At 64.0% G+C, this 12,097-nt stretch carries 12 protein-coding genes; 8 read left to right on the forward strand and 4 right to left on the reverse strand.

What is annotated here, in order from left to right:
- Positions 1–96 precede the first annotated feature (96 nt).
- Entirely contained in the window at positions 97–426 is a 330-nt protein-coding gene (locus AAG813_RS00285) for a tautomerase family protein (RefSeq protein WP_341910597.1), read from the forward strand.
- Here the strand turns inward: AAG813_RS00285 and AAG813_RS00290 are convergent.
- Positions 423–1,295 carry an alpha/beta hydrolase gene (locus tag AAG813_RS00290; RefSeq protein ID WP_341910599.1) on the reverse strand — a complete coding sequence of 291 codons (873 nt, stop codon included), beginning with the start codon at positions 1,293–1,295 and terminating at the stop codon, positions 423–425. The two genes, AAG813_RS00285 and AAG813_RS00290, sit on opposite strands and share 4 nt — an antisense overlap.
- A 136-nt stretch (positions 1,296–1,431) precedes the next feature.
- On the opposite strand from AAG813_RS00290, the gene AAG813_RS00295 reads away from it, so the two are divergent.
- The 4 genes from AAG813_RS00295 (at position 1,432) to AAG813_RS00310 (ending at position 5,445) form a co-directional block, all read left to right on the forward strand.
- A complete protein-coding gene (locus AAG813_RS00295) occupies positions 1,432–2,124 on the forward strand; it encodes a GntR family transcriptional regulator (RefSeq protein WP_341910601.1) in 693 nt (230 codons plus the stop codon).
- Between the two features lie 36 nt (positions 2,125–2,160).
- The gene (locus AAG813_RS00300; RefSeq protein ID WP_341910603.1) at positions 2,161–3,042 is read left to right on the forward strand and encodes a phytanoyl-CoA dioxygenase family protein; all 882 of its coding nucleotides are present in this window, start codon (positions 2,161–2,163) and stop codon (positions 3,040–3,042) included.
- A 90-nt stretch (positions 3,043–3,132) separates the two neighbouring features.
- Complete coding sequence (locus tag AAG813_RS00305; RefSeq protein WP_341910605.1) at positions 3,133–4,491, forward strand: Gfo/Idh/MocA family oxidoreductase; 1,359 nt, start codon at positions 3,133–3,135, stop codon at positions 4,489–4,491.
- 57 nt (positions 4,492–4,548) lie between these two features.
- Complete coding sequence (locus AAG813_RS00310) at positions 4,549–5,445, forward strand: NAD(P)-dependent oxidoreductase (RefSeq protein ID WP_341910607.1); 897 nt, start codon at positions 4,549–4,551, stop codon at positions 5,443–5,445.
- A 66-nt stretch (positions 5,446–5,511) separates the two neighbouring features.
- On the opposite strand, the gene AAG813_RS00315 is transcribed toward AAG813_RS00310, so the two are convergent.
- Both AAG813_RS00315 and orn read right to left on the reverse strand, forming a co-directional pair.
- Positions 5,512–7,473, reverse strand: coding sequence for a DEAD/DEAH box helicase (locus AAG813_RS00315; RefSeq protein WP_341910609.1), 1,962 nt, complete (start codon positions 7,471–7,473; stop codon positions 5,512–5,514).
- A gap of 390 nt (positions 7,474–7,863) precedes the next feature.
- Positions 7,864–8,427, reverse strand: coding sequence for an oligoribonuclease (orn, locus tag AAG813_RS00320; protein WP_341910611.1), 564 nt, complete (start codon positions 8,425–8,427; stop codon positions 7,864–7,866).
- Between the two features lie 35 nt (positions 8,428–8,462).
- Here orn and AAG813_RS00325 point away from each other — a divergent pair, with 35 nt between their 5' ends.
- From AAG813_RS00325 to rsgA, 3 genes are read left to right on the forward strand one after another with little or no spacing between them, the layout of a single operon-like run.
- A complete protein-coding gene (locus tag AAG813_RS00325) occupies positions 8,463–9,749 on the forward strand; it encodes a M48 family metallopeptidase (RefSeq protein WP_341910613.1) in 1,287 nt (428 codons plus the stop codon).
- The gene (locus AAG813_RS00330) at positions 9,746–10,066 is read left to right on the forward strand and encodes a 4a-hydroxytetrahydrobiopterin dehydratase (RefSeq protein WP_293592532.1); all 321 of its coding nucleotides are present in this window, start codon (positions 9,746–9,748) and stop codon (positions 10,064–10,066) included. Before AAG813_RS00325 ends, AAG813_RS00330 begins: the two co-directional genes overlap by 4 nt.
- Positions 10,063–11,010 carry a ribosome small subunit-dependent GTPase A gene (gene rsgA, locus AAG813_RS00335; protein WP_341910618.1) on the forward strand — a complete coding sequence of 316 codons (948 nt, stop codon included), beginning with the start codon at positions 10,063–10,065 and terminating at the stop codon, positions 11,008–11,010. The genes AAG813_RS00330 and rsgA overlap by 4 nt, the downstream gene beginning before the upstream one ends.
- Here rsgA and hisC read toward each other — a convergent pair.
- Positions 11,004–12,077 carry a histidinol-phosphate transaminase gene (gene hisC / locus AAG813_RS00340; RefSeq protein WP_341910620.1) on the reverse strand — a complete coding sequence of 358 codons (1,074 nt, stop codon included), beginning with the start codon at positions 12,075–12,077 and terminating at the stop codon, positions 11,004–11,006. The two genes, rsgA and hisC, sit on opposite strands and share 7 nt — an antisense overlap.
- Positions 12,078–12,097 lie beyond the last annotated feature (20 nt).

Below are 12,097 nucleotides of genomic sequence, written 5' to 3' on the forward strand. Positions count from 1 at the left end.
AGTACAGTCAGCGCTCCATCCTGAAAACGAAAATCCGTGCCCACCGCAGCCATTGAAATACGCCGAAAATATTCGCCCGAAGAAGAAGCCGCCTTGATGGCAGCCATACAGACCGCGATGACGGCCACGCTGAAGGTTCCGCACTGGACGACATCCATCCGGCTTTTTGTCCATGAGCCGCACCGCTTCAGCGGGCCGCCCGACAAGGGCGACCGCTATACCCTGGTAACGATGGACTGTTTTGTCGGCCGCTCCCGCGAAACCAAGCGGGCGCTGTACCAGGCCATCGTGCAGAACCTCGGCATGTGCGGCATTCCCGCTGACCACCTGAAGGTGCTGCTGCGGGAAGCCCCGCGCGAGAACTGGGCCATCCGTGGCGGCCTGCCGGCCTCGGAAGTGGAACTGGAATACGACGTCGAAATTTAGGGCCTGGCCGTTGCCGCCAGCAACTCCAGCGCCAGATGGTGCAGTCGGTGGTCCGTGTCCACCAGCGCCTCCAGCACACTGAAGTGGTTCAGCCCCAGCAGGGCTTCGCGCACCGGCACCACGCGAGGCCCCCAGGCCTTCTCGATCAGCGCGTTGTGGCGCAGGAACTCCTCGCTTTCGTCGGCGCCGGCCACGGTGTAGAGCACGCCCTGTTGGGGCGGCGGCAGCCAGGCCGGGCTGGCCTGCGCAACCTGCGCGGGTGTGAGCTGCAGGGAGTCCTTCAGAAAAGGCGTGCGCATGACGGATTCGAGTTCGTACAGGCCCGAGATCGACAGCGCGTTTTTGACGAGGTTTTTCGGCAAATCCTTCGCGTAAGCAGGCCACAGGCAGGCCAGCAGCATGGCCGCAAGATGGCCACCGACCGAATGGCCAATCACGGTGATGCGCTTCGGGTCACCGCCAAAACGCTCTGCATTGCGGTAAACCCAGGCCAGGGCCTTCACCATCTGCAGCGTGATCTCGGGAATCGTCACCGCCGGGCACAGGTCGTAGTTGGGAATGACCACGCAAGCTCCGGCTGCGGTGAATGCGGGCGCCACGAACGAGTGTTCGCCCTTGTCGAGCGAACGCCAGTAACCCCCATGAATGAACACCAGAACCGGCGCGCCGCCAGCCTGAGGTTTTGCTGCCGGAAACACGTCAAGCTTTTCGCCGGGGCTCGCGCCGTAAGCGAGATCCAGCGTACAGGGCAAGCTGCTGCGCGCCTGCGCGGACGTCTGAGCCCAGCGGGCGAAATGCGCTGCGTGTTCGGGCACCAGGGCGCGGTTGTTATACATGCGGTCCAGCCAGGCGGGATCGGGTCGGGTCATGGGGGCTCCTGAAGAGTCGGTAGATTGTGCTCAAACGCCCGTCATCTTGGCACAGTCGGACGCACCCGCCAGGCCTTCGGGTAAACCCGCTTCAGCTGGATCGCTGATCACCGTATTCTGTATACAGAGTTAAACCATGACACCCCAACTCATCAAAATCGAATCCAGCCCGGATCTGGTGGACCAGGTCTACCGAAGCCTGCTCGACGTGATCAGCGAGGGCTCGCTGGCGCCGGGCGCCCGCATCACGCAGGAGGACATCGCCGAGCAGCTGGCGGTGTCGCGCCAGCCGGTGCTGCAGGCCTTGCGGCTGCTGAAAAAAGACGGCTTTGTGCTCGACGCCCCCGGCCGCGGCGTGCTGGTCGCGCCGCTGGACGTGGGCTGGCTCATGCAGGTGTACCAGGTGCGCAGCGCGCTCGATGCGCTGGCCGCCCGGCTGGCCGCCCGCGCCCGCTTCCAGATCGCTCCGGCACTGATCCGCCAGGGACGCGCCGCCGCACGCAGCCACGATGTCAAGGCCATGATGGCCGCCGACGCCGAATTTCACGGCGCGATCTATGCGGCCTCCGGCAACCCGTTGATCGCCCAGAGCGCGCAACTGCACTGGCACCACATCCGCCGCGCCATGGGCGCCGTGCTGCAGGTGTCCACCATGCGCGAATCGATCTGGGACGAACACGAGGCCATCGCCCAGGCCATAGGCGCTGGCGATGAGGCCACCGCCGAAAACCTGATCCGCCAGCATGGTGAAGACGCCAGCCACAACCTCTCCAGCCTGCTGTCCAGTGCCCTGCATCCGACGCCACCGTCCACCGCCCTGCCCGCCTGAAAACCACCGCCCCGAAAACCACCCACGGAGACACCCATGAATCTGACTGCTGAACAACTCGCCCAATTCGACCGCGACGGCTACCTGTTTTTTCCCGGCCTGTTCACGCCGGAGGAAACGCAAACCCTCAACGACGCCGTGCCCGAGCTCTACAGCCGGCGCGAGGACTACAACGTGCGCGAAAAAGGCAAGGACGCGGTGCGCACCAACTTCGCCGCCCACATGTACAGCGAGCCTTTTGCCAAACTCGGCCGACACCCGCGCATGATCGGGCCGGTGGAAGACCTGCTCGGCGAAAAACTCTACATGCACCAGTTCAAGATCAACGGCAAGATGGCCTTTGAAGGCGACGTCTGGCAGTGGCACCAGGATTACGGCACCTGGCTCAACGACGACATGATGCCGACCGAGCGCGCGATGAACGTGGCGATTTTTCTCGACGACGTGACCGAGCACAACGGCCCGCTGATGTTCATCCCCGGCAGCCACAAAAAAGGCGTGGTCGATGCCAAACACGACCTGACCACCACCAGCTACCCGCTGTGGACGGTGGACAACGACCTGATCCGCCAGCTGGTGCAGCGCGCCGGCGGCAAACAGGGCGGCATTGTCAGTCCCAAGGGCCCGGCCGGTTCCATGATCCTGTTCCACTCCTGCCTGGTCCACGCCTCCGGCAGCAACCTGTCGCCCTTCAACCGGGTCAGCGTCTACCTGAGCCTGTGCGCGGTCAGCAACCATATCCGCCGCCACAAGCGCCCCGAATACATCGCGCACCGCGACTTCACGCCCATCGAATGCCTGCCGGACGACTGCCTGCTGAAGGACTACCCGGTGGACCTGCCGTGGAAAGACGGCGTGCCGGCGACCGCGCTGCAGACCTCGATGGAAGAGATCGTGCCGGAGCGCAAGGCGGCCTGAAACCGCGTCCCGGTTCGCCCTGAGCCTGTCGAAGGGCTTTCTCAACCCATGGACTGGCTTCGACAAGCTCAGCCCGAACGGATACTTTCAATGAACCTGTACTCCAAACTCCAGCAGCGCGCGGCCAAAAACCAACCGATCCGCATCGGCCTCATAGGCGCCGGCAAGTTCGGCTCCATGTACCTCGCGCAGATCCCCAAAACGCCGGGCGTGCACCTGGTCGCGATTGCCGACCTGTCACCCGACGCCGCCCGCACCAACCTTGCACGTGTAGGATGGAATCCGGCCCTGACCCAGGCGTCTTCTGCGCAGGAAGCTATCAAAACAGGAGCAACCTGGATCACGGACGACTGGAACGCGGTGGTCACGCACCCGCAGATCGACATCATTGTGGAATGCACCGGCAACCCGGTGGCCGCGGTCGAACATTGCCTGCAGGCGTTTGCGCACGGCAAACATGTGGTCAACGTCACGGTGGAAGCCGACGCCTTCTGCGGACCGCTGCTGGCGCGCAAGGCGGCGCAAGCCGGCGTCGTGTATTCGCTGGCATTCGGCGACCAGCCAGCGCTGATCTGTGACCTGGTGGACTGGGCGCGCACCTGCGGTTTCCCTGTGGTGGCGGCCGGCCGCGGCCACAAGTGGTTGCCGCATTTTTCCGAATCGACACCCGACACCGTCTGGGGCAACTACGGCCTCACGCCTGAGCAGGCGACACGCGGCGGCCTCAACCCCAAGATGTTCAACAGCTTCCTCGATGGCTCCAAGCCCTCGATCGAATCCACCGCCGTGGCCAATGCCACCGGCCTGACGGTGCCGAGCAACGGCCTGCTCTATCCGCCGGCCAGCGTCGAGGACATTCCCTTTGTCACGCGGCCGATTTCCGAAGGCGGCGTACTCGAGCGCAAAGGCATGGTGGAGGTGATCTCCTCGCTGGAAGCCAACGGCCGCAAGATCCCCTACGACATCCGCATGGGTGTGTGGGTCACGGTCGAAGCCGAGACCGACTACATCAAGAACTGCTTTGAAGAGTACAACGCGCACACCGACCCGAGCGGACGTTATTTCACGCTGTACAAACGCTGGCACCTAATCGGCCTGGAAGTCGGCGTGTCGGTGGCCAGCGTCGCGCTGCGCGGCGAACCCACCGGTGTGGCCACCTGCTGGAACGCCGACGTGGTGGCCACCGCCAAACGCGACTTGAGGCCCGGCGACATGCTGGACGGCGAAGGCGGCTACACCGTCTGGGGCAAGCTGCTGCCGGCCGACACCTCGGTAAAGATGGGTGGCCTACCGTTGGGCCTGGCGCACAACGTCAAGGTCGTGCGCGCCGTCAGGAAAGGCCAAAGCCTGAGCTGGGCCGATGTGGCCATGGACACTTCCACCCCGGCGTACAAGGTGCGGAGCGAGATGGAAACCATGTTCTCACCGGCGATGAAGAAAGCTGCCTGACAGCCTTTTTTCTGCCGTGTACCGCATGATGGTGGCAACACCATTTTCCGGACATTCATGAGTACCAGCAGCAACACAGTCATCCCCCGCATCGCCTTTCTGGGCACCGGCAGCATGGGCCTGCCCATGGCCAGGCGCCTGTGTGAAGCCGGCCACGCCCTGCAGGTGTGGAACCGCACGCCGGCCAAGGCCGCCGCCCTGACAGCGCTGAGTGCGACCGTTCATGCACAGGCCAGCGCAGCGGTTTCAGGGGCCGACATCGTCGTCGGCATGCTGGAAAACGGCGCCGTGGTGGAAGATGTCCTGTTCGCGCAGGGCGTCGCTGCAGCGATGAAGCCGGGCGCCTTGTTCATCGACATGGCCTCGATCAAGCCGCGCGAGGCACGCGACCATGCCGCACGCCTGGGCGCGCTCGGTGTGGCCCACCTCGATGCGCCGGTCTCCGGCGGCACGGGTGGCGCCGAAAGCGGCACGCTGGTGATCATGGTGGGCGGCAAGGCGGCGGATTTTGAGCGCGCCCTGCCGCTGCTCCAGGTCTTCGGGCGCGCCACCCACGTCGGTTCCCATGGTGCGGGCCAGTTGACCAAGCTGGCCAACCAGATGATTGTCGGCATCACGATAGGCGCCGTGGCGGAGGCGCTGCTGTTTGCCACCAAGGGAGGCGCCGACATGGCCAAGGTCAAGGAAGCCATCACCGGCGGTTTTGCCGACAGCCGCATCCTGCAGGTGCACGGCCAGCGTATGGTCGAGCGCGACTTCACCTCCCGCGCCCGCCTCGCCATCCAGCTCAAGGACATGCGCAATGCGCTGGCCACCGCCGAGGAAATCGGCTTCGAGGCGCCAGTCACCACGCTGTTCGAGCAACTCTACGCCGACGGCATCAGCCACGGCCTGGGCGAGCTGGACCATTCGGGCCTGTTTGTCGAGCTGGCGAGCCGCAACGGCATGAGCTGAAGCCTCAAGCGGACGCCCATAAAAAAAGGCCCGCAGAGCGGGCCTTTTTTGTTGTCAGCGCAAAAATCAACGTGCAGGGCGTGCCGGACGCTTGTGGGCGTCACGCGGAACAAACACCTTGCCGGCAGGTTTGGCAAACGCCGGTTTGCGGTCCGAGAAATCACCGCGCGGGGCCGATGCGAAACCTTCCGGACGGCCACCGAAGCTGCGCTCGCCGCCACGCTCGTCGCGCTGGGCAAAACCGCCGTTGTTGCTGTTGCCGAAGCCGCGGTCATCACGACGCGGGCCGCGGTTGTCACGGTCGTTGAACGCGCCGCCACCAGCCGGTGCCTGGAAAGGCGCACGGTCATTGCGGTTGTTGGAGAAACCGCCGCGGTCGCCGCCACGGTCATCACGGTTGCCGCCGAAACCACCACGATCGGCGCCGAACGCAGGCTTCTTGCCGGCATAACCGCCGCCAGCGCCGCCACCGAAACCGCCTGAAGGTGCACGGTCGTTGCCGAAACGGCCGCCACCGCCACCGCCGAAACTGCGCGGACCACCGCGGTCATTGCGGTCACCACCGAAATTGCCGCGCGGGCGATCGGAGGTGGGTGCAAAACGCTGCTGTGGCTCCAGACCGGCGATCACGCTGGGCTTGAGGTTCTGCTGGGTGTAATGCTCGATGTCCTGGATCTTGCGGCGGTCGCGGAACTCGGCAATCGTGATTGCCTGGCCTTCGCGGCCGGCACGGCCGGTACGGCCAATGCGGTGCACATAATCTTCGGCTTTCATCGGCAGGCCGTAGTTGATCACGTGGGTGATGGTCGGAACATCCAGACCACGGGCAGCGACGTCGGTCGCGACCAGGATCTGCACGCGGCCGTCACGGAACGCCATCAGGCGGCGGTTGCGCAGGCCCTGGCCCAGGGCGCCATGCAGCGCCACGGCGCTGAAGCCCTCTTGCACCAGATCGTTGGCCAGACCGTCACACTCGACCTGCGTGCAGGCAAACACGATGGCCTGGTTGATGGTGGTGTCGCGCAGCCAGTGATCCAGCAGCTTGCGCTTGTGGGTCATGTTGTCGGCCCACAGCAGCGACTGCGTGATGGACGCATGTTTTTCGTGCGGCGAGTCGATCTCGACACGCTGCGGCTGGCGCATCACACGCGTGGCCAGCTGCATGATGCGCGGCGCAAACGTGGCGCTGAACATCATGGTCTGCTTGCGCTCGATGGTGAGCTGGTTGACTTCGGTCAGGTCGTCGGCAAAGCCGAGGTCCAGCATGCGGTCGGCTTCGTCGACGACGAGGAACTGCACCTGGTCCAGCTTGATCTGCATGCTGCGCTGCAGGTCCAGCAGGCGGCCGGGCGTGGCCACCACGAGGTCGGCGTTTTGCAGCTTGGCAATCTGCAGCTGGTAAGGAATGCCGCCCACCACGTTGGCAATACGCAGGCCGCGGCAATGGCGCACCAGGTCGATCGCGTCGGCGCAGACCTGCTGGGCCAGCTCGCGCGTCGGGCACAGGATCAGGGCGCCGGGGGTGGCGGCCTTGAAATTGCGCATGTTGGTCGGGTCCTTGCGCTTGGGCTTTTTCAGCGGGGCTTCGCCGCGGGCGACCGCTTCGGCGCTCAGGCGCTCAAATTCGGCGCGTTCGTTGCGCTCGGCCTCTTCCTGCTGCTTGAGCAGGGTGTGCAGCACGGGCAGCAGGAAAGCGGCGGTCTTGCCGCTGCCGGTCTGGCTGGAGACCAGCAGGTCGGTGAATTTGGCCTTCGGGTCTGCCTTGACGTCAGCATCCAGTGCCTGCATGGCTTTCGGGATGGTGGCCATCTGCACGGCGGTCGGCTGGGTGAAACCCATGTCGGCCACGGCCTGCAGCAGTTCCTTGGCCAGGCCCAGCTTCACGAAGCCGTTCGGCTCCGCAACAACGGCGTCCAGCGACGTTTCTGCTGCGACAGGCGCGTCAGAAAAATCCGGAATCACGTGGATATCGGTATCGGTGTTTGCTTCGGCCAGAAAGTCGCCGCGAGCTTCAAAAGAATCAGTCATGTTTTTTCTCACAAATCACTTGCGCGCTGCTCCACTTGTGGTTTGAGCAGGCGAACAAGAAACGACCACCTGCCGCGTTGCGGAAGGCTTCGTTTGTGGTTAATAAAACATCAACCATCAAACGAATATTTCGGTTCGGGCGACTTCCGGTAAACCGGTGCCTGAAGCGATGGCTCTGTTGGTAGAGCCCAAAGGTGTGAGGTAGATGTACAAATGCGGCGCACCCCTGTGCATCCGTCAAGCCGTTGATTATGGCATGGTTTACGGGTTTACACCAGTCCCCCGTCGCCGAAAGACCTTCAAACCTGCCAGCAACCGACGGGGAGGCCGGCTATTTGCTCTCTTTTAAATAGCAAACAGCGCAAGTCCAGAAAGGGCTGGAAGCCTGCATCACTTCAGGAAGTGGGTCCGGTAATGCTCCAGCTCGTCGATCGATTCATGCACATCGGCCAGCGCCGTGTGGCTTTGCTGCTTCTTGAACGCGCTGTAGACCTCGGGCCGCCAGCGTTTGGCCAGCTCCTTGAAGGTGCTGACATCGACATTGCGGTAGTGGAAAAACGCCTCGAGTTTGGGCATGTACTTGACCAGGAAGCGCCGGTCCTGGCTGATGGTGTTGCCGCACATCGGCGAGGTGCCCTTGGGCAGGTACTGCGCCAGAAAGGCCAGCAGCTGTTTTTCGGCATCGGCTTCCGTCACGGTGCTGGCCTTGACCTTGTCGATCAGGCCGCTGCGGCCGTGGGTGCCCTTGTTCCAGTTGTCCATCTGTCCGAGCAGTTCGTCGGACTGCTTGATCACCAGCACCGGACCCTCGATGCGCGGCGTCAGTTGCGGGCCGGTGACCACCACGGCGATTTCGATCAGCCGCTCCTTTTCCGGGTCGAGCCCGGTCATTTCACAGTCGATCCAGACCAGGTTGAGATCGGATTTTTTCAGCAGGGTTTCGTTTTCAGCCATCTTGCGATTCTCGCTGATCGCCTAAACTTGCCTTCATGCCTGACTATTCCTACGCCTTCACCCTGCTGTTCTCTGCCGCGCTGGTGCTGGTGCTGCTCACGAAGTTCTACCTCGCCTCGCGCCAGATCCGCCATGTGGCGCGGCACCGCGACCAGGTACCGGCCGCCTTCGCCGCCACGATTTCGCTGGCCTCGCACCAGAAAGCGGCTGACTACACCATCACCAAGGCGCGCTTCGGCCTGCTCGAACTGGCTTTTGGCACCGCGGTGCTGGTCGGCTGGACGCTGCTCGGCGGCATCGACCAGCTGAACCAGGCCCTGGTGAACTCGGGCCTGCCCGCCTACGGCCCCCTGGCGCCGCAACTGGCGCTACTGGCCGCCTTTGCCTTGGTCAACGGACTGCTGGACCTTCCCTTCACGCTTTACAGCACCTTCCGCATCGAGGAGCGTTTCGGCTTCAACAAGACGACATTCAGGCTGTGGCTGGGCGACCTCGTGAAATCCCTGCTGGTCGGCCTGGTGATCGGCCTGCCGATCGTCGCGCTGATCCTCTGGATCATGGGCAGCACCGGTGCCTGGTGGTGGCTCTGGGCCTGGGGCGTGTGGATGGGGTTCAACCTGCTGGTGCTGGTGCTCTACCCGACCGTCATCGCGCCGCTGTTCAACAAGTTCCAGCCGCTCGAAGATGAAAGCCTGAAGGCGCGCGTCACCGCCCTGATGCAGCGCTGCGGCTTTGCCGCCAAGGGCCTGTTCGTCATGGACGGCAGCAAACGTTCGGCCCATGCCAACGCCTACTTCACCGGTTTTGGCGCGTCCAAACGCGTGGTGTTTTTCGACACCCTGCTCAAACAGCTGAGCCCCGCCGAGGTCGACGCGGTGCTGGCCCACGAACTCGGCCACTTCAAGCACAAACACATCATCAAACGCATCGCCGCCATGTTTGCCATGAGCCTGGCCGGCTTTGCGCTGCTGGGCTGGCTGTCCACCCAGGTCTGGTTTTACACCGGCCTGGGCGTGCGGCCGAACATGACCGGCAGCAACGACGCGCTGGCCCTGCTGCTGTTTTTGCTGGTGGTGCCGCTGTTCAGTTTTTTCATCTCGCCACTGTTTGCCCTGCTCTCGCGCAAGCACGAATTTGAAGCCGACGCCTACGCCATCGCGCAGACCGACGGCCGGGATCTGCAAAGCGCCCTGCTCAAGCTCTACCAGGACAACGCCAGCACGCTGACACCCGACCCGGTGTATGTGAAGTTTTATTATTCGCACCCGCCGGCCTCTGAACGGCTGTCCCGCATGGGTGCACCCACCGGAACACCCGCATGAGCAACCCCATCCACCAGAACCGCCGCGCGCTGAGCGCCACCGAGATCGTCACGCAGCTGAGCCAGCTCAACGGCGAGCAGCCGCAAGGCTGGCGTCTGATCGACGGTTCGCTGGAGAAGACCTTCAGCTTCAGGAACTTCCACGAAACCATGGGCTTTGCCAATGCCGTGGCCTTCATCGCCAACGCCGAGGACCACCACCCGGACCTGGCCCTGAGTTACGGCAAATGCACGGTGCGTTTCAACACGCACGACGTGAACGGCATTTCGGTCAGCGACTTTTTCTGCGCGTCGAAGGTCGACGCGCTGCTGGCTTGACCACTGTTTCGTCCGCCGGGACCCTGCCCGGCCTGGTGGTGGCCGGTTTCGGCCGGCATTGCCTGGTGGAAACGCCCGACGGCCAGCGCCTGATCTGCCACCCGCGCGGCAAGAAAAGCCAGGCCGTCGTCGGCGACCGCGTGTTGTGGCTGCCCTCGCAGGACGAAGGCACGATAGAGAAGGTGGAAAAACGCAGCAACCTGTTCTACCGGCAGGACGACATGCGCACCAAGTCGTTCGCGGCCAACCTCGACCAGGTGCTGATCCTGATCGCGGCCGAACCCGAGTTTTCGGAGAGCCAGCTGACCCGCGCGCTGATCGCGGCCGAGGCCGAACGTATCACGCCCATCATCGCGCTGAACAAAAGCGACCTGGCCGAACCCTTTGCCCGCGCCTGGGCCAAGCTGGCGCCCTACCGCGCCATGGGTTACCAGGTGGTGCCGCTGGCGGTCAAGCCCAAAACCGACACGCCCGTTGCCAACGACGCGCAAACCGCCCAGCTGCGCGAGCTGCTGCGCGGCAAAAAAACGCTGGTGCTGGGACCTTCCGGCGCCGGCAAAAGCAGCCTGACCAACCTGCTGATTCCGGGCGCGCAGGTGCTGACCGCGGAAATATCGCAGGCACTCAATTCAGGCAAACACACAACCACCAGCACCACGCTGTACTGGCTCGACGACGCGAGAACCAGCGCGCTGATCGATTCGCCGGGCTTTCAGGAATTCGGCCTGCACCACATCGGGCCGATGCAGCTGGCCAACTACATGCCCGACCTCAAGGCCCATGCGCAGGACTGCAAGTTCTACAACTGCACGCATCTGCATGAACCCGGCTGCGGCGTGATTTCAGAGGTCAAATCGGCCTCTGGCCCAAGTGGAATAAGCGCCAACCGCTATCGTTTGTATAGCGAACTGTTCGCCGAGCTGTCGCAGCCCCCGCGTTACTGATCGCTCACCAGCGCGCGGCAGGCAGCCACCAGCGCCGCGCACTGCGCGGGCGTTCCCACACTGATGCGCAGGTACTGCTCGATACGCGGCAGCCTGAAATGGCGCACCAGGATGCGCTGCTCACGCAAGCCCGCGGCCAGGGCCGCGGCGTCATGTGCGGGGTGGCGAACCATCAGGAAGTTCGCCTGCGAGGGCAACACCTCGAAGCCCAGCTCCTGCAGGTCGCAGCGCAAGCCCTCGCGGCTTTGCATCACGGCCGCGCGGGTGCGCTCGAAGTAGGCGCGGTCTTCGTAGGCCGCGGTGGCGCCGGCCAGCGCCAGGCGGTCCAGCGGGTAGGAGTTGAAGCTGTCTTTCACCACTTCGAGCGCTTCGATCAGGTGCCGCTGGCCGGCGGCAAAACCCACACGCAAGCCCGCCAGCGAACGCGACTTGGACAGGGTCTGCACCACCAGCAGGTTCGGGTAACGGTTGACCAGGCCGATGGCGCTTTCGCCGCCGAAGTCCACATAGGCCTCATCGACCAGCACCACCGACCGGCTGTGCTGCTGCAGCAACTGCTCGATGTCTGCCAGCGGCAGGCCGGTGCCGGTCGGCGCATTCGGGTTGGCGATGACCACGCCGCCGCAGGGCGCCCGGTACTGCGCCACGTCGATACGCAGGGCGGCGTCCAATGGAACGATCCCGGCGTCGATGCCGTACAGCCCGCAATACACTTTGTAGAAGCTGTAGCTGATGTCCGGCATCAGCACCGGCTTGCCCTGGCGGAAGAAGGCGAAAAAGGCATGCGCCAGCACTTCGTCCGAGCCGTTGCCAGCGAACACCTGGCCGGCAGCGATGCCGTGGAAGTCCGCGATCGCCTGGCGCAGCCCGGCCGCCTGCGGGTCGGGGTAAAGCTGCAGCCCCTCCTGCGCTGCAGCACGGATGGCAGCAACCACCCGCGGCGAGGGCGGGTAGGGATTTTCATTGGTGTTGAGTTTGACCAGCCCCTCGATCAGGGGCTGCTCGCCCGGGATGTAGGGCACCAGCCCCCGAAGCGCCGGACTCCAGAACGATGTCGCGTCAGACATGCGCAGGCAACGTCAGTGGC

Source organism: Polaromonas sp. YR568 (genome assembly GCF_943371715.1).
In the GTDB taxonomy this organism is placed as follows: domain Bacteria; phylum Pseudomonadota; class Gammaproteobacteria; order Burkholderiales; family Burkholderiaceae_C; genus Polaromonas.

Excerpts from the sequence above, each read along its gene's own strand:
- AAG813_RS00285 (WP_341910597.1), top strand. The coding sequence starts at position 97 with ATGGCAGCCATACAGACCGCGATGACGGCCACGCTGAAGGTTCCGCAC.
- AAG813_RS00290 (WP_341910599.1), bottom strand. The coding sequence starts at position 1,295 with ATGACCCGACCCGATCCCGCCTGGCTGGACCGCATGTATAACAACCGC.
- AAG813_RS00295 (WP_341910601.1), top strand. The coding sequence starts at position 1,432 with ATGACACCCCAACTCATCAAAATCGAATCCAGCCCGGATCTGGTGGAC.
- AAG813_RS00300 (WP_341910603.1), top strand. The coding sequence starts at position 2,161 with ATGAATCTGACTGCTGAACAACTCGCCCAATTCGACCGCGACGGCTAC.
- AAG813_RS00305 (WP_341910605.1), top strand. The coding sequence starts at position 3,133 with ATGAACCTGTACTCCAAACTCCAGCAGCGCGCGGCCAAAAACCAACCG.
- AAG813_RS00310 (WP_341910607.1), top strand. The coding sequence starts at position 4,549 with ATGAGTACCAGCAGCAACACAGTCATCCCCCGCATCGCCTTTCTGGGC.
- AAG813_RS00315 (WP_341910609.1), bottom strand. The coding sequence starts at position 7,473 with ATGACTGATTCTTTTGAAGCTCGCGGCGACTTTCTGGCCGAAGCAAAC.
- orn (WP_341910611.1), bottom strand. The coding sequence starts at position 8,427 with ATGGCTGAAAACGAAACCCTGCTGAAAAAATCCGATCTCAACCTGGTC.
- AAG813_RS00325 (WP_341910613.1), top strand. The coding sequence starts at position 8,463 with ATGCCTGACTATTCCTACGCCTTCACCCTGCTGTTCTCTGCCGCGCTG.
- AAG813_RS00330 (WP_293592532.1), top strand. The coding sequence starts at position 9,746 with ATGAGCAACCCCATCCACCAGAACCGCCGCGCGCTGAGCGCCACCGAG.
- hisC (WP_341910620.1), bottom strand. The coding sequence starts at position 12,077 with ATGTCTGACGCGACATCGTTCTGGAGTCCGGCGCTTCGGGGGCTGGTG.